This is a genomic window from Niabella yanshanensis, assembly GCF_034424215.1.
Classification (GTDB): domain Bacteria; phylum Bacteroidota; class Bacteroidia; order Chitinophagales; family Chitinophagaceae; genus Niabella; species Niabella yanshanensis.
The window spans coordinates 2,589,439-2,607,052 of sequence record NZ_CP139960.1 but is presented as its reverse complement, the minus strand read 5'-3'; the positions used below and the strand labels follow the sequence as shown (position 1 = coordinate 2,607,052).

At 42.6% G+C, this 17,614-nt stretch carries 16 protein-coding genes; 10 read left to right on the top strand and 6 right to left on the bottom strand.

The window, feature by feature from the left end; all coding sequences use genetic code 11:
- Positions 1-12: 12 nt before the first annotated feature.
- The 4 genes from U0035_RS10650 to U0035_RS10635 all read left to right on the top strand — a co-directional run bounded on the left by U0035_RS10650 (position 13) and on the right by U0035_RS10635 (position 4,201).
- The gene (locus U0035_RS10650) at positions 13-2,208 is read left to right on the top strand and encodes an ATP-binding protein (RefSeq protein WP_114789780.1); all 2,196 of its coding nucleotides are present in this window, start codon (positions 13-15) and stop codon (positions 2,206-2,208) included.
- A complete protein-coding gene (locus U0035_RS10645) occupies positions 2,195-2,593 on the top strand; it encodes a hypothetical protein (protein WP_114789779.1) in 399 nt (132 codons plus the stop codon). Before U0035_RS10650 ends, U0035_RS10645 begins: the two co-directional genes overlap by 14 nt.
- 4 nt (positions 2,594-2,597) lie before the next feature.
- Positions 2,598-3,509, top strand: coding sequence for an OmpA family protein (locus U0035_RS10640; protein WP_114789778.1), 912 nt, complete (start codon positions 2,598-2,600; stop codon positions 3,507-3,509).
- Positions 3,510-3,703: 194 nt separating this feature from the next.
- A complete protein-coding gene (locus U0035_RS10635) occupies positions 3,704-4,201 on the top strand; it encodes a DUF937 domain-containing protein (protein ID WP_114789777.1) in 498 nt (165 codons plus the stop codon).
- Positions 4,202-4,230: 29 nt separating this feature from the next.
- Here the strand turns inward: U0035_RS10635 and pdxA are convergent, their stop codons facing one another.
- Entirely contained in the window at positions 4,231-5,313 is a 1,083-nt protein-coding gene (gene pdxA / locus U0035_RS10630; RefSeq protein ID WP_114789776.1) for a 4-hydroxythreonine-4-phosphate dehydrogenase PdxA, read from the bottom strand.
- Between the two features lie 170 nt (positions 5,314-5,483).
- Between pdxA and rsmA the strand changes: the two genes are divergently transcribed.
- The 4 genes from rsmA to U0035_RS10610 all read left to right on the top strand — a co-directional run bounded on the left by rsmA (position 5,484) and on the right by U0035_RS10610 (position 8,385).
- Positions 5,484-6,236 (top strand): 16S rRNA (adenine(1518)-N(6)/adenine(1519)-N(6))-dimethyltransferase RsmA, encoded by a 753-nt coding sequence (rsmA, locus tag U0035_RS10625; RefSeq protein ID WP_114789775.1) that lies wholly within the window; start codon positions 5,484-5,486, stop codon positions 6,234-6,236.
- 137 nt (positions 6,237-6,373) lie between these two features.
- Positions 6,374-7,297, top strand: a complete 924-nt coding sequence (locus U0035_RS10620; protein WP_114789774.1) for an NAD(P)-dependent oxidoreductase — start codon at positions 6,374-6,376, stop codon at positions 7,295-7,297.
- A gap of 145 nt (positions 7,298-7,442) precedes the next feature.
- A complete protein-coding gene (gene greA / locus U0035_RS10615; protein ID WP_114789773.1) occupies positions 7,443-7,916 on the top strand; it encodes a transcription elongation factor GreA in 474 nt (157 codons plus the stop codon).
- A gap of 79 nt (positions 7,917-7,995) precedes the next feature.
- On the top strand, positions 7,996-8,385 hold the full coding sequence (locus U0035_RS10610) for an HIT family protein (RefSeq protein WP_114790454.1): 390 nt from the start codon (positions 7,996-7,998) through the stop codon (positions 8,383-8,385).
- Here the strand turns inward: U0035_RS10610 and U0035_RS10605 are convergent.
- Positions 8,372-9,568: an MFS transporter gene (locus U0035_RS10605; RefSeq protein ID WP_114789772.1), complete on the bottom strand. Its 1,197-nt coding sequence runs from the start codon at positions 9,566-9,568 to the stop codon at positions 8,372-8,374. The genes U0035_RS10610 and U0035_RS10605 overlap by 14 nt on opposite strands.
- Positions 9,569-9,789: 221 nt before the next feature.
- On the opposite strand from U0035_RS10605, the gene U0035_RS10600 reads away from it, so the two are divergent.
- Entirely contained in the window at positions 9,790-10,371 is a 582-nt protein-coding gene (locus tag U0035_RS10600; protein WP_114789771.1) for a 5' nucleotidase, NT5C type, read from the top strand.
- A gap of 5 nt (positions 10,372-10,376) precedes the next feature.
- Here the strand turns inward: U0035_RS10600 and U0035_RS10595 are convergent, their stop codons facing one another.
- On the bottom strand, positions 10,377-11,399 hold the full coding sequence (locus tag U0035_RS10595; RefSeq protein WP_162817775.1) for a LacI family DNA-binding transcriptional regulator: 1,023 nt from the start codon (positions 11,397-11,399) through the stop codon (positions 10,377-10,379).
- A gap of 557 nt (positions 11,400-11,956) precedes the next feature.
- On the opposite strand from U0035_RS10595, the gene U0035_RS10590 reads away from it, so the two are divergent.
- The gene (locus tag U0035_RS10590) at positions 11,957-14,134 is read left to right on the top strand and encodes a S9 family peptidase (protein WP_114789769.1); all 2,178 of its coding nucleotides are present in this window, start codon (positions 11,957-11,959) and stop codon (positions 14,132-14,134) included.
- Positions 14,135-14,191: 57 nt separating this feature from the next.
- On the opposite strand, the gene U0035_RS10585 is transcribed toward U0035_RS10590, so the two are convergent.
- The 3 genes from U0035_RS10585 to gldE are packed head-to-tail and all read right to left on the bottom strand — an operon-like array spanning position 14,192 to position 17,586.
- Positions 14,192-15,571, bottom strand: coding sequence for a LutB/LldF family L-lactate oxidation iron-sulfur protein (locus U0035_RS10585; protein ID WP_114789768.1), 1,380 nt, complete (start codon positions 15,569-15,571; stop codon positions 14,192-14,194).
- Between the two features lie 42 nt (positions 15,572-15,613).
- On the bottom strand, positions 15,614-16,204 hold the full coding sequence (locus tag U0035_RS10580) for a DUF3109 family protein (RefSeq protein ID WP_114789767.1): 591 nt from the start codon (positions 16,202-16,204) through the stop codon (positions 15,614-15,616).
- A 38-nt stretch (positions 16,205-16,242) separates the two neighbouring features.
- On the bottom strand, positions 16,243-17,586 hold the full coding sequence (gldE, locus tag U0035_RS10575) for a gliding motility-associated protein GldE (RefSeq protein ID WP_245957640.1): 1,344 nt from the start codon (positions 17,584-17,586) through the stop codon (positions 16,243-16,245).
- Between the last annotated feature and the right edge of the window lie 28 nt (positions 17,587-17,614).

Sequence of the window (17,614 nt, the reverse complement as noted above, 5' to 3'; positions counted from 1 at the left end):
TTTTGCACAACCATGAATAAAAAAAATGTAGCTTTCTTTTCTGTGGTAACCTTAGCCCTTGCGTTAATGGCGTTGATTGTGGTGACCCAGTTTTTTACCAACAAAGCAACCAATGCCTTAACCACCGGGAACCTGAAAGCCGTATCAACTTTCGGCCTCAATAACCGTATCCAGGAAATTGTGAATACCTCTTTTGAGCTGGAAAGCAAGCTCAAAGGGGCAACCAACTTACCGGCAGATAAAATACGGTTGCAATCGCTCCAGGACTCTGTAAATACCCTTGGATACAATGCCTATGTATTAAGTTCATTTTCTGAAGGACCCACCAGGGCAAGAGCCGATTCTATTAACAATATTATCGACACCCAGGTAACTATTTCAGAAAAAATACTGGCCGCAGTAAAAAATTCCAATACGCAGCAGCTAAAATTAAATATCGACTCTCTGAAAAAATTGGACCTGGGTAACAAGGTTTATAAGAACTGCATGCAATTGCAGAGAGAATTGAGAGATGATCTGCAGCGAACCCTGGACACCAATACAGACCAGGCCAGTAAATTGTCTCTGTTCAATCGTGTATTGGCTGTTTTTTCAATAATAGCGATCCTCCTGCTGGCAACTATAATTATACGCAGGCAGTCGCAGCAACTTAAATTAATTGAAGAATTAAAAGAGGCAGAACTGGCCGCTCTTAAAAGCAAAAATGCCAAAGACGAGTTCCTGGCAAATATGAGTCATGAATTACGTACACCGCTCAACGCACTGATTGGGTTTGGTAACCTGCTGGATGGCACAGATTTGAATGTTAAGCAAAAGGAGTACGTTGAGATCATTAAATCCAGTGGCTACAATCTCCTGTATATCGTAAACGATGTGTTGGATCTTTCGAAAATAGAAGCGGGAAAATTAACCATAGCACATCGTCCTTTCAACCTGTACGACCTTTTCACAAGGATCAAAAAAATGTTTTCTGCCACTATACAGGACAAAGGATTGGTTTATAATTACTTTATTGATGAGCAAATTCCCAAGCATGTGGTAGGAGACCCTGACCGGTTGCAGCAGATATTTATAAACCTGATCAGTAATGCCATCAAATTTACCACAGACGGAGGTATAGAAGTGAGCGCCGGCATCATTTGGGTGGATGAGGAGCAAAAATTTTATAAGCTGTCTTTTACTATAAAAGATAGCGGTGTAGGTATCCCCAAAGATAAAATCGGAACTATATTTGAACGCTTCGAACAACTGGAACAGGGGGCTCAAAGGCAACATGGAGGAACTGGTTTAGGACTGACTATTGTGAAAAATCTCGTAGAGCGTATGGGTGGGTCTATATCGGTATACAGTCATGTCAATGAGGGATCAGAATTTAATTTTACATGCATACTTGAAAAAGCGGAAAGAGTAGAGGAGGCTGTAAGCAATGAAGTTTCGGCTACCTACTCATTTGAGGATTACAGGGTGCTGGTTGTAGAAGATAACAAGGCCAACCAGGTATTATTGAAGCATATTTTTAGCAAACATAGCCTGATACCCCGTATTATCGACAATGGTCAGGAGGCTGTAAACCTTCTAAGGAAAGAGATATTTGACCTGGTACTAATGGATATTCAAATGCCTGTAATGGATGGATATACGGCTATATCTATTTTGCGCAGGGAGCTTTACCTGAAAACACCGGTAATTGCAATGACTGCCTACGTATCGGAGGGAGAAGTTCAGAAATGCCTGGAAGCCGGATTCTCAGATTACATGGCTAAACCGGTAGACGAAGAACTACTGGTTCAGAAAATGGCTTTTTATCTGAAACAAACAGGGAAAGAGCCGTCGGCACCGGTGCAGCAGGAAACGGATGCAGCTATTGATTACAATGATAACCTCGATTATCTGACCTCAATTATAGGAGATGATAAAGAAGTGCTGGCTGAGATATTAAAGGAAATGAGAGCGCAGTGGTTAAAAGATAAAACGGATCTCGCTGCGGCCGCTGGCCAGGAAGATACGGAAGCGATTAACCGGCTTTTGCACCGGATGAAATCAACATTCTCGTCTCTGGGGCCCGACCATTCGGTTTACAAGATCATTATAGATAAAGGCAGGCTGTTACATAACGGGCAGACAGTTGCAGCAGATAAGTGCAATAGCTTTATAGATGAAATTGATAGTTTAATCAATAAAACATTAAAAGAGAATGCCAAAAGCTAGTACATTTTATACAAGAAGGGCAAGAGCTTCTTTGGTTTTGCTCTGGATTGGCGCTATTATACTTTTAATGCTGATGTTATACAACTGGCGTATTGAAACTGATAGCTCAAAATCTAGTACAGCGTTATTAAAGGCAAAAGGCATATTTGCAGATGAATTATTGCTCTCTTCCCAGGATCTTCAATTGGGAGAGAATGTAGGGCTTATCAATATTTCACTTAACAGAGGTGCCATAGCAAATGCCGCAGAAGATGAGGCGAAGCTGGAGACCAGCACTTCACCTGAAAGAAAGCTCGTATATTCCAAAATGTTGAAAAATAAAATTAAAAAAATATCCTCAACACCCTCCGGTAATGGGTTTATCATAAAACCACTTCCTCAATAACCTTATGATTAAGAAAATTCTATATGCCTCTGTGATGATCGGGGCTTTAATAACTTCCTGTGGTACCCAGAAAAGGATAACCGCTACAAAAGAAAAAAGCAAAACTACCCGTGAATCTGTTAATGCAGATTCTGTTGCATTAAATGACCTTCAGGCGGAGATGTCAAAGAAACTCGGCAAGCGGGGCGTGGATAGTTCGCTTAATAAAAAGATCGTATCCCTGTTATCTACTTTACAGGGTGATCTCAGCAAGATCCAGCAAACGGTTAGCGCAGTAGATTTTTTCCTCGAAAAAAAGAAGAACTTCCGCACCAATAATTACGAAGATGATGTTAAGCCCTATGTTGACCGGTTAGACTCATTTCAGCTTCAGAAGAAAACAAGAGATCGTATTTACCAGCTTTTAGATGAGGCCGTAAAAATGGAGGCCTTTCAAAAATATGGGATGGGAGCATTTTTTGAGCCGGGAATTTACCGCATAGCGCCGGCTGCCTTTAGCAGTGTTAACCGGTCTTTTCAGCCGGCGATAGATTCTATGTCGGCAATTTCCAACCGCTATCCCGATATCAAAAGAACGGCACACCTGGTAATTGTGGGCTATGCTGACGCCACTCCCATTACCCCGGGCACTCCGTTATTTAATGAGCTAAAGAGCTATATGAAACAACCTGATCCTCAAAGTGTTCAAATGAACCAGGTGCTTTCTGATTTAAGGGCGAACGAGCTATTGCGTAACCTCAAAATCATTATGAGAACCAGCGCATCTAAATTTTCCAATTACAATCAATTGAAAATTGGCTACTCAAGCTATGGGAGGGGGGAGGCTTTACCTTTTAATAATATCACAGATTATACCGATAATGACGAACGTAGAAGAGTTGTTGTGTTTTACTGGGCTATTTTACCGGAGCTTTAGACCGAAAAAATAATTGATCTATAAAAAAGGGCAACTCACCTTATAAATTAACCAATTCGTCGAATATTGGTAAATACATAACCAGCCACGTGGTACTTTTACAGTGGTTTAGAGGGCTTAGAGTGGGCTTCGGGACCTTTCCAGGTCAAACGTTCGCCCCTCTTTTTTAACGCTTCTCAATTACGAAATTGGTTATGGACTTCAAATACCGCGTCATATCACAATTAAATAATGAAAAGGACCTGATCCTCTCCGCCAGCAACTATTTTCAAGAATCTTCTTCGGCTATCGAAAGTGCTATTTACCTGATTACGGATGCTGCTATCGCTGCGCTCAATTTTCAATGTGCTCAAAATAAAAAAACTGAAGAAATCCTCAAGATTGGTAAAGAGTGTGCCATTCTGAAATTTTCAACTCTTTTTACCGATGATCTCCATATTGTTGAAAAAGGAAGAGGTATCAACTCTGAAATATTCGGTGTAAAACTTGTTGACACCATTGATGAAATTGCTAAAAAAACACAGGTTCGCAACAAAACAGTCAACTTTCTCATGGCTTCTATTACTCCTGCGGTATTAAGTGTACTCCATCTAATAAGTGAAGAGGAGAATTATAACAACACGGACTTATGTAACTATCTTAAAGCGACATCAGGGCAAAAAAGTGCTAAAGCAAGAGGGGTACTGAATTAGAAAACATAAAGTCAGTCCGGCTCTTCTTTTTACTCATCAATTTTTTCGTCAATAAGCTTTGCGGTTACTTCAGGCATCACCTTTTTAATAGGATTGGAACGCTGATCCTGGTATTCGTAACGATGCTGAATGATATCTACACATTGATAAACGGCTTCCAGGAATGAAGCGGGATCTGCAATACCCTTTCCGGCTATATCAAAGGCCACACCATGATCGGGGGAGGTGCGCACGATGTCGAGGCCTGCCGTATAATTAATGCCTTCGCCAATTGAAAGCGACTTAAAAGGTATTAATCCCTGGTCATGGTACATCGCTAATACCGCGTCAAACTTCTCATATTGTCCGCGTGCAAAGAATGCATCGGCGCTATAGGGCCCAAAAGCGAGAATATTTTTATTTCTGGCTTCTTTGATAGCCGGTTTGATAATGGTTTCTTCTTCATAACCCACCAAACCTTCGTCCCCGGCATGAGGATTCAGACCCAAAACTGCAATACGGGGTTTATTAATGCCAAAATCCTTTTTCAGAGATTCCTGTATCAGGTTGAGTTTACTTAATATCGCTGCTGTAGTGATATGGCTGGCTACATCTTTAACAGGTACATGTTCGGTAACCAGGGCAACACGCATATTTTGTGCACACATCATCATTACCACATCTTTAGCTTCAAACGCCTCTTTCAGATAAGGGGTATGGCCGATATGCGAGAACGCTTCACCCTGTACATTGCTTTTATGAATAGGAGCGGTTACCAGGCCTTCAATAGCACCCTCCTGCAGGGCTTTCACCGCCGCCTGCAAAGAAAACACCGCATACTTTCCCCCCGTCTCGTTTAACACACCCGGAGTTACCGTAACTTCTTCCTCCCAGCAGTTAAAAATGTTTACCTGCCTCAGATTGATCCGGGTAAAATCTTTTACATTGTTAAAATTAAAATTGGGTTCACCTGCAAACTTCCTGTAAAAGTTGATCGTTTTATTGTTTGCAAAAACAACAGGTGTACATATTTCAGTAATTCTGGTATCAGAAAAGGCCTTAACGATCAGCTCAATACCGATCCCATTTATATCTCCACACGAAATGCCAATAGCAGGTTTATTTACACTCATATCAAAAAAGTAGGCTGTAAAAGTAAGTATTATTTTTCAGGGCTGCTTATTGTTGCCTTTCCCATTTCCTAATTCAGATCTGTTGTTTTGTCACAGGCCTTAAATTGCGGCTTATATGGTCCTGATAATTATTAAGCAAAAAATAATTGATAGCCAAGTAACTTTGCGTCATGTATACATTAAAAAAATCTTTGGGGCAGCATTTTTTGAAAGATGAAAATATTTGCCGCAAGATTGTCGAAGCGCTGCAGCAGGAATCCTTATCCCAATTGCTGGAAGTGGGGCCTGGCGGAGGGGCGCTTACCAAGTACCTAAAAAATATTCCTGATATTGATTTTAAGGCGGTTGAAATCGATGATGAGAAAGTGGCGTATTTATCTAATACCTATCCGGAGCTTAAAGATAAAATTGTTCATCAGAGCTTCCTGGATGCACTGCCGCCGTTTGACGGCGAATTTACCGTTGTTGGAAACTTTCCTTACAATATTTCTACGCAAATTCTTTTTAAGATACTAGAATGGAAAGATCAGGTGCCGGTGATGGTGGGTATGTTTCAAAAAGAAGTAGCCCAGCGGGTTGCAGCGCCATCCGGTAATAAAGTATACGGGGTATTGAGCGTTTTGGTACAGGCTTTTTACCAGGTTAAATACCTGTTCGATGTACATGAGAACTGCTTTAATCCACCACCGAAAGTAAAAAGCGGGGTGATAAAAATGTATCGGACAACGGCGACCGAACCCATGAAAAGTGAGAAGCATTTTTTCCTGCTGGTGAAGACCGCTTTTAATCAAAGACGTAAAACACTGCGTAATGCAGTTCGGTCCTTATTTGAGCCGGATCAGCTCGAAGACCCCATATTCAATCAGCGGGCCGAACAATTAACGGTTAAAGATTTTGCAGCGCTCACTTTTAAAATGAAATAATCATAAGTTTTTTGCAAACCGAAGAATGTATATTGGGTGTTCCCTGTCCGTCCGTTCAGGCTGGTGTTGGACCAAAAACTAACCCGCTATGGCGGGTAAAAAATATACGAATAAAATAATATTACAGTATAAATAAAATGAAAAAAGTAATTGTAACAGGGAATGCACATCCCATTTTAATGCAAACACTAACAGATAAAGGGTTTGACGTTGTGTACCAACCCCAGATCTCATACGAAGAGATAAAAAATAACGGTCAGGGGGTTAGCGGGCTGGTCTTAACAACCCGAATCAAAGTGGATAAGGAACTGATTGATGCGCTTCCTCAATTGGAATGGATAGGACGGTTGGGAAGCGGTATGGAGCTGGTGGATGTGGACTATGCACGCTCGAAAGATATTTTATGTGCCAGTAGTCCGGAAGGAAACCGCAACGCAGTGGCCGAGCACTCACTGGGATTACTGCTGATGCAGATCAATAAGATGAACATAGCTGTTCAGGAAGTAAGGCAGGGCATATGGCTGCGTGATGAGAACAGGGGAACGGAATTGTTGGGGAAAACCGTAGGCATTATCGGGTATGGAAACACGGGGAGCAGCTTTGCCAGGTTATTGCAGCCTTTTGAAGTAACCGTGCTGGCTCACGACAAATACAAAACCGGTTTCGAAAATGATTATATCAAAGAAGCGGCTTTAGAGCAGGTATGTGAGGAAGCGGACATCATTAGCTTTAATGTACCGCTTACAGCAGAAACACATCATTTTCTGAATAAAGAGTTGTTAGTCCGTTTAAAAAAGCAGCCGCTGATCATCAGCGCCTGCCGTGGTAAAGTAATTAATACGGCCGATCTTATTGAAGGATTAAAAAACGGCCAGGTGAGAGGCGCCTGCCTGGATGTGCTGGAAAATGAAAAGCTGAATACTTATACAGAATTTGAAAAGCAACAATTAGCCGAATTACTTTCATTTCCAGGTGTTATTGTAACGCCGCATATAGCAGGGTATACTCATGAGGCATTCCTGAAAATGGCCACTGTTTTACTGGGTAAACTTGGATTTTAGGCGATTTTTTAAGGCCACCTTCTTTAACAAATCCTTTTTAAATTGAACTGATCTTTTCGTTATATTTGTAACAATTGATAGCAACGCTCTGGTTAGCTTCCGGGGCGTTGTTATTTTTTTTGTTTAATATAAAAAAAGATGAGTTATGAGTGCTATTCAGTATGTAACTAAGGAGACGCTGGAGCAGATGAAAGAAGAGCTACAGCACTTAAAGGGTGTAGAACGTCCTGCAGCCAGCAGGGCAATTGCAGAGGCGCGTGAAAAAGGAGATCTTAAAGAAAATGCGGAATATGATGCGGCCAAAGAGGCTCAGGGCCTCCTGGAGGCCAAAATTGCAGCTTTGGAAGGAGCATTAGCTAATGCACGCATACTGGATGAAAGCACAATTGATACAAGTAAAGTATCTATTTTAACTAAGGTGAAGCTCACCAACCTGAAAACAAAAAAGCAGGTAACCTATCAGTTGGTAAGTGAGCAGGAGGCTGATTTAAAGGCTGGGAAAATATCGGTAAGCTCGCCTATCGGACAAGGTATACTCGGTAAAGAACCCGGCGCTGTTGCCGACGTTCAGGCACCTGCGGGACTGATACAATTCAGAGTAGAAGAGATCAGTTTATGATAATCGTATAATGTTATTGTGGAAACCGGCTCAGGCCGGTTTTTTTATTGTATTTTTCGTCTTCATTAAGCCATTAGTCATGACCATATTTTCAAAAATTATAGCAGGCGATATACCGTCTTATAAAATTGCAGAAAATGATCATTTTATTGCGTTTCTCGACATTATGCCTTTGCGCAAAGGGCATGTATTGGTGGTGCCCAAAGTAGAAGTGGATAAGGTATTTGACCTGCCTGACAGTTATCTGGCGGGGTTGCTTGTTTTCGCAAAGCCTATTGCCCGCGCTATCGAAAAGTCATTTGACTGTAACCGATGTGGTATAAGTGTAGTAGGAATAGAAGTGCCTCACGCCCATGTACATCTGATACCACTCAATGATGCCAATGATTTGAATTTCCTGCAACCCAAGCTAAAGTTGGGCGAGGAGGAAATGAAGGAGGTGCAAAATCTTATTATCAGCAACCTGTAGTGGCCTGCTGATTTAATAAAAGATCTTTGGAGGTGCGGGCACTACCGTAACGCATCATAAAAGTGATGCTAAGCAGGAATCCCACAAATGCCATTATAGCGCCCGCAAAGGATGGGTAGTTATAACCCAGCCCCAGTGCAATAGGCAAACCTCCAAAATAAGCGCCGATGGAGTTGGCCATATTAAATGCTGCCTGCATAAATGCGGCACCCATCATGGCCGACTTTTCGGCTGCGCGGATCATTAGTATATTGATAGGTGAACCTACCGCCATGGCCAGAAGCCCGCAAATAAAGGTGAGTATCAGGGATGCGGTTTGATTTTCTGAAAAGAAAAATACAGCTATTAGTGCTACTACCAAACTAATAAATAAAATCGCTGCAGCTTTTTCAGGCCTCATTTTGTCCGCCATAATACCACCGATCAGGTTGCCGGCCACCATACCTGCACCAGCAATCAGCATGATATAGGACACCGATTGAATGGAGAAGCCCGAAACATGCGTCATTAACGGCGATATGTAGCTGAACCAGGCAAACAATCCTCCAAACCCAATGGCAGTTATTAAAATAATCAGCCAGGCTTTGGGTGTTTTGAAAAACTGCAACTCGTCTTTAATGCTGTTTTGCTGGTTCAATTGTATGGGAGGCAGCCATATTTTGATAAAGAAGATGGTGAGTAAGCCAATCAGCGCTACTACGAGGAAAGCAAAACGCCAACCTAATTCATGCCCCAGGTAGGTAACCAGCGGTACCATTGCCAGGTTGGCAACTGTCAGGCCCGCGAACATCATAGATATGGCTTGCGCCTGCTTGCCTTCCTTTGCCATTTTTGAGGCCACTACAGCCCCGATCCCGAAAAACGCACCATGAGGCAGGCCTGAGAAAAATCTGGCAACAATGAGGCTATAAAAGCCCGGCGCTGCAGCAGAAAGTCCGTTGAATACCGTAAATAATACCATCATCGCCATTAAAACTTTCTTCGGACTGTATTTTACAGAGGCAGCTACGAGCAGCGGCGCTCCCACGATAACACCTATAGCATAAGCAGAAATCAGGTATCCTGCTTTAGGAATGGAAATTTGAAGGGATGTGGCTACGTCTTGCATTAATCCCATGATAATGAATTCGGTAGTGCCTATTGCCAGCCCGCCGAGGGCGAGCGAAAATAATTTCTTGTTCATAAACGGTTCATTTGTAGTAACAAAACATAGAAATATTGTGTTACTAATACACAAAGGTAGGTCAAAATGTTTAATCGTTTAAACAAATATGTATTTTTGCAGGAATAAATCTGGCTCTTTTTAAGAAGTCCGCTCATTGTACTAAATGTATATTGGCGAAGCCCGGAGTTGACGCTTAGCAGTACAGGGCTTCCATTTTTAAACAGAAAAATCGAAAGCAAATGAAAAGAATAGCAGTAGATATGGACGGTGTATTGGCCGATTGTTTTGAACAGTTTGTAAGATATGACTACGTTGATACAGGAGTAAGAAAGACGAGGGAAGGAGGTTCAGGGAAAACAGATGATGAACTTTTTGAAAAGGCAAGAACTTATGTGTACCAGCCAGGATTTTTCAGGGATATGCCCGTTATAGCAGACAGCCGGGAAGTTTTGCAAAAACTCAACGAAAAATTTGAAGTGTTTATTGTATCTGCGGCTACCGAGTTTCCCCAATCTCTCCCTGAAAAACAGGCATGGCTCCATGAGCATTTCCCTTTTATTCAATGGCAGCAAATTGTTTTCTGTGGTTTTAAAACCATTATCCAGGCCGATATAATGATCGACGATCATTTTAAAAACCTCAATCATTTTAAAGGAAAGACTATCTTATATACGCAACCGCATAATGAACTGGCAGATACCGGTAAGCATACCCGCGTGCATAACTGGAAAGAAATTGAGCAACTTTTATTAACGCCTCAATTGCATGTTGGCCCTGATACCCCGGTAGATTTTTCGCCGGCAATCAGTAAGTATGCATAGGACGGCTAGTCATTGGTAGAGCCTCTCTTCACCAGCTCGGCTGCAATAAATATCAACTGTTCTTTCTGGGTTTGCGCTATTACATCCATTAACAGTTCGGTAGCAGTTTGCCCCAGATGTTGCATAGGTTGCCTTATAAAAGATAGCTGGGGCTTTGTAAAATCGAAGACTTCGTTTTCGTCAAAGCCAATCAGCTCAATGTCCCCGGGAATATTAATTTGCTGTTGTTCAAGGTACTTTAATGCGTGAACAGCGATACGGTTCGATGCAAAAAGAATGGCATTGACCGACGGCGGCGTCAATAGGGCGGCTACAGCTTTCTCTATTTCCGGGGCATCGTTAGAAATATCAACCTTCCTGATCCAGTTTTTATTAATACTGATACCCGCGTCTTTTAAAGCTTGCTGATAGCCCTTTGTGCGATCATTTAAATGCGCCAGATCTGTTTTGTAATTAATCAGCCCTATTGCCTTTTTATGGTGTTCAATAAATAAACTCACGGCATCGTATGCCGCCTTCAGGTTGTCTACGTTCACACAATGGGCCTCCAGCTTAGGGAAATAACGGTCTGCAATTACAAAGGGAAATCTCATTTCTTTTAAACGGATCAGCACCGGCTCTGAGCCGGATGGCGGAAGTAGTATCAGGCCATCTACCTGGCGGTTGATAAAAGCATTGGTCAGGTTCTCAAATTTAACCAGGTCCTCATCAGAACTGCCAAAGATTACCGTGTATCCATATTTTGCGCCTTCGTCTTCAATAATCCTGGCCAAGCTGGAAGAGAAGGGGTTGGAGATGTCAGCTACAATGAGTCCGATCGTAAATGTTTTATTGGTCTTAAGACTCTTGGCAATCTGGTTAGGCTGGTAATGCAGCCTTTGTGCAGTGGCTCTTATCTTTTCCGCCACATCTTTATTGATCCGGTTCTCAAAACGGTTATTCAGCACATAAGAAACCAGTGCAACAGAAACACCCACCTCTCTTGCGATATCTTTTAAGGATATTTTTTTTCCTGATCTTCCTGGCATGCAAACAAATGTAATATAACATTTTTGGATTCGGAGATGTTTACTGTAGCAGCGTGCCATTCAAATTTTTGCTTACGTCATGCCAACCAAAACGGAGGCGTCTGCTAAAGTATAGGAGACCTGCCGGCCGGTCAGACAGGTTTCCGGCAGGTCCGAAATGACCCTATAAAAAGAAATACAGCTTAAAGCGAAAATTTTAACCGCACCCATTAACCGGGTGATTTGGGAGGCGACCTTCGCCAAACGCCCTTGCCCCGTAGAAGTAACCTGATTATAGCCCCATAATGCCTACAAATATTTTGCATGCCGCAGGTGCGTAACCCTCGCCTGTTCAATTTATTGGGCATCGATCTCTACCCCGCAATACGTCTTCCCATGGCTTTTAAACAGGTAGCCGCTACGCGGCACACGTTAATTTGATAAACAGGGAATGCCCACGGCGTTATATTGTACCTCTATAGCATTCTTTAGCAGTGATTCCCGTTTATCATTTTATACAAGAGGGTTTGTACGGCAATCGGTAAATTCGTTGATCTCTTTAAAAAAACAATTGATACATGTTCAGGAAAATTTTTTGTTTTTGCTTTATACTGCTGGCTTTTACTGGCAGCCGTGCCCAATCTGTAAACTGGGGAGCTGATGGCAATAGTTATTATAAGTCCGAAGAAGGGGCTATCGTCAAATATAGCTTGCCTCAGCATACAAAAGCAATTCTGGTGCCTGCTGAAAAACTGAAGCCTTCAGGTAGTGCAAGGCCCATTGATATCAGGAGTTTCGTGATCAGCAAAGATGAGTCGAAAGTGCTTATCTATAATAATACCCGGCAGGTTTGGCGGGAAGATACGCGCGGCGATTACTGGGTGCTGGACCTGGCTTCGGGTAAACTTCAACAGCTGGGAAAAGATAAGCCGGAGGCATCGCTGATGTTTGCCAAATTATCACCTGATAATACTAAAGTAGCCTATGTGAGCGGGTATAACCTGTATGTAGAAGATCTGGCCTCAGGGTCCATAAAAGCATTAACCACTGATGGTAACCGTAAAAACATCAACGGTACGTTTGACTGGGCTTATGAAGAGGAATTTTTCTGCCGCGATGGCTTTCGCTGGGCGCCGGATAGCAAAAAAATTGCTTACTGGAAGATAATCGCAGGAGATACCAAAGTATATAACATGGTAAATAATACCGACTCTATTTATCCCAGGCTGATACCAATAGAGTACCCCGTAGCCGGAGAAAAGCCTTCTGTATTTAAAATAGGCGTTGTATCCTTAAGCGATGCGCAAACCAGATGGATGACTATTGCCGATGATGCGGTTTGGGGATCTTATGTGCCGCGTATGGAGTGGGCGGGCAATAACAGTGAACTGATTGTACAGCATTTGAACAGGAGGCAAAATGAAAGCAATCTGATCCTTTGTAATGCAGCATCCGGCAGCGTTCAAACTATTTACACTGAAAAGGACAGTGCCTGGATCGATATCGTAGCCAACTGGGATCAGGATTACACAAATGGTGGCTGGGATTGGCTGAATGGGGGTAAGGAGTTTCTATGGCCTGCAGAAAAAGATGGTTGGCGCCACTTATACAGGGTAAGCAGAGATGGTAAAAAAGAAATATTGATAACAAAGGGAAAGTATGATGTAATGGACATCGCAGCTATCGATGAACCCGGCGGGTATCTTTATTTTCATGCTTCTCCCGAAAATGCGACACAGAAATACCTGTATCGCACTAAATTAAACGGAACCGGTAATGCGGAGCGGTTAACGCCTGATGAATATCCAGGCACCAATAGCTACAACCTTTCGCCGGGTGCTACATACGCAGTGCATAATTTTTCCAACTATTACACGCGCCCGTCTATGGAGTGGATTACGGTGGCCGGTCATAAGCCAATTGGAGATGGCATCAAAGCTGCTGCTGCAACAGCCAAAGCTCAATCCAATGTTGAGTTTATAACTATAACTACGGAAGAGGGAGTGCAAATGGACACCTGGATGGCAAAACCCGCCAATTTTGACGCTTCAAAAAAATACCCGGTTGTTTTTTATGTGTATACTGAACCCTGGGGGCAAACCGTAAAAGACAGCTACGGGGCGGGGCGGAACTTTTTGTACAAGGGAGATATGGCCAAAGACGGCTATATATATGTGTCTATAGATAGTCGTGGAACTCCTGTGCCCAAGGGCAGAGCCTGGCGTAAAGCACTGTATAAGAATATTGGTATATTGAATATTCACGACCAGGCCATGGCTGCGAAAGCATTATTAAAACAGTACCCGTACCTGGATAGCGAACGTACCGCAGTATGGGGTTGGAGTGGCGGTGGCTCTACTACTTTAAACCTGATGTTCCAGTTCCCGGAAATTTATAAAACGGGTATCGCCGTTGCTGCGGTGGGTAACCAGCTCACTTATGATAATATTTACCAGGAACGTTATTCCGGCATTCCGCAACAGGATGAAACGCCCTATATCAAGGGGTCTCCCATTACGCATGCTAAAAATTTAAAAGGCAATTTGTTGTATATACATGGAACCGGTGATGACAATGTGCATTATAATAATGCAGAAATGTTGTTCAACGAGTTAATTAAACATAACAGGCAGTTCCAGATGATGAGCTATCCTAACAGAACCCACAGCATTGCAGAGGGCGAGGGAACTTCGGCACATCTGCAAACTTTGTATACTAATTACTTAAGACAGTATTGCCCGCCAGGTGCTAAATAGCGTTATAAAAATAAAGTCCGGTTTCAAAAAACCGGACTTTATTTTAGGTATTAATTTTTACATTCCTTTTCTCCGCTCCGCCCATAACTCATTGAATGATTTTTTGGGAAACTCCAGTTTACTGCGCTCTTTGGTCCACGCGCCTGCAACCGAGTTGATCAGTTTTGTTTTCATATTCCCGTTGCCCATATTCATCCAGCTACGTTTCAGCATGGCTGTTTTCCACATTTTCCAGGCCACTGTTTCTGTAAATGGAGCATAGCCCTCCTGCTGGGCCTCATGCCGGTTCTCCAGCAACAGCTCATGCAGGTTAATTTTTACCGCGCATACTTCGGTACAATTACCACAGAGGGAGGAGGCATGACTTAAATGCTTCCATTCTTTCATAGGTTTTAAATGGGGCGTGATAACCGACCCTATAGGACCACTATAGGTGGTGTCGTAAGTATGACCACCTATGTTTTTATAAACGGGGCAAGCGTTAAGACAGGCGCCACAGCGGATACAGTATAACGCTTCTCTTGTTTTCTCGTTGGCCAGCATGTTGGTGCGGCCGTTGTCCAGCAAAAGCACATACATTTCCTCGGGGCCATCAATTTCCCCGGGTTGTCTAGGACCCGTTACAATGGTGCTATAGGAGGTAATGCGCTGACCCGTACCAAAAGTGGCCAGCAGCGGCCAGAACAATGCCAGATCGGTCATTGAAGGAATGACTTTCTCAATGCCTGCAATTACAATATGTGTTTTAGGCATAGAGCAGCTGAGCCGGGCATTACCTTCATTCTCCGTAATGGCAATACCTCCTATATCCGAAATAATGAAGTTAGCCCCTGTTACACCTACTTCTGCTTCAGCATATTTCTGCCTGAGTTTATCTCTTGCAATCAGGGTAAGTTGTTCTGCACTTAACGACGGATCGGTGCCGAGTTTGTTGGCAAACAGCCGTGCGATATCATCCTTACTTTTGTGCATGGCCGGCGTTACAATATGATAGGGCGTTTCGCCATCCAATTGCTGAATATATTCGCCAAGGTCCGTTTCAATACTTTCTATGCCCTGCGCTTCCAGATTCTTGTTGAGATGAATCTCTTCAGTAACCATGCTTTTACTCTTCACGAGGGTGCGGCAATTTTTTTCTTTACAGATTTTGACAATAGCGTCAATAGCCTGTTGGGCATCCTCACACCAGATTACTTTGGCGCCGCGTTTGGTAACCTGGGCTTCAAAGTTCTCCAGCTGTGTATCCAGTGTTTCAATGGCTTTCCACTTCTGGTTTTTGGCTCTTTCACGCGCCAGGGCCACGTCCGAAAACTGTGTTTTTCCGGCAGGTACCTGGGCATTATACCTCCCAATGTTAAAATTGATCACCTGGCGATGATCCCGGTCCGCTGCTTTCTCTTTACTTTTTTTATTAAATAAGGTGGCTGTTTGCGACATGCTTGAATAAGGCTGTTAACATTACTGTTGGTCAATGAAATTCTATTGGCTATGATTATGAGCTGTTACGGCCTGCTCCAGTACCTCGTAAAACTCTTCTCCATATTTTCTGATCAGCGGTTCTTTTAAGAACTGGTAAACCGGAACTTTTAACTTTTCTCCCAGCTTACAGGCGGGACTGCATAGCTTTTTACGGGGCTCATAATTCAAACGTTCATAGTCTCCGTGTTTGCCCTGGTAAGCAATGATGGGGTAGAGGTGACAACTGATAGGTTTCTTCCATTTTATTTTGCCATCATTGTAAGCTTGCTCAAAGGCGCATTTAATAAGACCGTTGTTTTCACGATAAGCATAAACACATATTTCGTTGTCACTGGGTAGCGTAGGCGTTACCCATCCAAACTCATCATCATATTGATACCGGCCCTTTTTCTCCACCTCCTTGACAGCGTCTGCGGTCATGTAAGGCTTTATGATCTCGTAGCTGTTATTTACCTCGTCGAGCTCGGCTTCTGTAAGAGGAGCGCCTGCATCACCTTCTTCACAGCATCCTCCCTTACATTTGGTAAGGTCACAAACAAATTGCGCCTCTACAACGTCATCACTGATTATTTTGTTTTCGATTATGATCATGATGCAAAAGTACTACAGCTACCGGAAGCCGCGAACTATTAGGAGCGTTTAATTACAATACGGGCTTTTTTTACCCTGTTTCTTTCTACTTCCAGCACGGTAAATTCAAAATCGCCTGAACTAACGATCGCGCCGTCTTTAGGAAGCTCCCCCGAAATTTCATTGATAAGGCCACCCAGGGACTCATTGTCACCCCGCACTTCATCAAATGTGTTAACAGGTAATTGTAATACTTTGCAAACATCGCGAAGCATGGTGCTGCCTTCAAAAATATAAGTATGATCGTCTATCTTTTCATTGTCGATCTCTTCTACATCAAACTCATCTTTGATGTCTCCAATCACTTCTTCCTGAATGTCTTCCATGGTTACGATGCCGCTGGTACCCCCAAATTCATCAACTACCACTGCAAAATGCATCCGTTTTTTCTGAAACTCTAAAAGCAGGTCCTCAATTAGTTTAGAGTCGGGTACAAAATAGGGTGGTCTTATTACCGAGTGCCAGTCAAAGTTTTCCTCGTATAGATGTGGTATCAGGTCTTTGGTGTTCAATATACCTTCTATTTCATCGAGGTCTCCCTTGTAAACCGGCAGACGTGAATATTGCAACTCTTTAATTTTTTCAACCAGTTCGGGAAAAGTCGTATTATACTCGATACCATTAACATACAAACGGCTACGCATCACTTTTTTTACAGAGATCTTTCCGAACTTCACGATACTTTTCATGATGTTTTTTTCTTCAGGAGAAGCCTCATCGTCGGTTTGCACATCTATTGCTTCATCAAATTCCTGTAAGCTATTGGCTTCCGCGTTATCAGTACCCAGGGTTTTACCTACGCTATCTGCAACCGCTACGATGCCCTTACTCATACGCCTCAATACATAATGGATCATTTCAACAATAAACAATAAAACAGGCCATTCGTAAGCAAACCTTAAGCTGTTCTGTCTTGCCCATACCCGCGGAAATATTTCCAAGGGGAAAACGATGAGAAACGCGATCAACAACCATTTAAGCAAAATAGTATAGCCGCTATGTTTGTATTCTTCAGGTGTATATTCGTCAACCAGGTAGTTGGTCAGAATAATAAGGCAGATGTTTAAAACAGTTTTGGAAATAAGCATAGAAGTGTAGACTTCCTTTGGCTCATCCAACAAATCAATAATTCTACGGGCAGCAGGTTGCTGCTTGGTTTTCAACACATCTATATCCTTCTCATTGAGAGAGAAAATGGCAGCCTGCGAACCGGAAATAGAGAAGGATAAAAAAATCAGGAGCAGTAAAACTACTACCATAACAGTACTGCTTTGAGTAGTTGCCTGCAGTTCTATCTGCAAAAAATCGGTAAATAATAAATGAGTAATGCTCTGTGTATACAAAACAAATATTATTGGTGAAGTATTTTTT

Bases quoted from the DNA above. Each gene is read 5' to 3' on its own strand.
- U0035_RS10580 (WP_114789767.1), bottom strand. From the start codon at position 16,204: ATGATCATAATCGAAAACAAAATAATCAGTGATGACGTTGTAGAGGCG.
- U0035_RS10590 (WP_114789769.1), top strand. From the start codon at position 11,957: ATGTTCAGGAAAATTTTTTGTTTTTGCTTTATACTGCTGGCTTTTACT.
- greA (WP_114789773.1), top strand. From the start codon at position 7,443: ATGAGTGCTATTCAGTATGTAACTAAGGAGACGCTGGAGCAGATGAAA.
- U0035_RS10635 (WP_114789777.1), top strand. From the start codon at position 3,704: ATGGACTTCAAATACCGCGTCATATCACAATTAAATAATGAAAAGGAC.
- U0035_RS10595 (WP_162817775.1), bottom strand. From the start codon at position 11,399: ATGCCAGGAAGATCAGGAAAAAAAATATCCTTAAAAGATATCGCAAGA.
- rsmA (WP_114789775.1), top strand. From the start codon at position 5,484: ATGTATACATTAAAAAAATCTTTGGGGCAGCATTTTTTGAAAGATGAA.
- U0035_RS10585 (WP_114789768.1), bottom strand. From the start codon at position 15,571: ATGTCGCAAACAGCCACCTTATTTAATAAAAAAAGTAAAGAGAAAGCA.
- U0035_RS10600 (WP_114789771.1), top strand. From the start codon at position 9,790: ATGAAAAGAATAGCAGTAGATATGGACGGTGTATTGGCCGATTGTTTT.
- U0035_RS10620 (WP_114789774.1), top strand. From the start codon at position 6,374: ATGAAAAAAGTAATTGTAACAGGGAATGCACATCCCATTTTAATGCAA.
- U0035_RS10645 (WP_114789779.1), top strand. From the start codon at position 2,195: ATGCCAAAAGCTAGTACATTTTATACAAGAAGGGCAAGAGCTTCTTTG.
- U0035_RS10610 (WP_114790454.1), top strand. From the start codon at position 7,996: ATGACCATATTTTCAAAAATTATAGCAGGCGATATACCGTCTTATAAA.
- U0035_RS10640 (WP_114789778.1), top strand. From the start codon at position 2,598: ATGATTAAGAAAATTCTATATGCCTCTGTGATGATCGGGGCTTTAATA.
- U0035_RS10605 (WP_114789772.1), bottom strand. From the start codon at position 9,568: ATGAACAAGAAATTATTTTCGCTCGCCCTCGGCGGGCTGGCAATAGGC.
- U0035_RS10650 (WP_114789780.1), top strand. From the start codon at position 13: ATGAATAAAAAAAATGTAGCTTTCTTTTCTGTGGTAACCTTAGCCCTT.
- pdxA (WP_114789776.1), bottom strand. From the start codon at position 5,313: ATGAGTGTAAATAAACCTGCTATTGGCATTTCGTGTGGAGATATAAAT.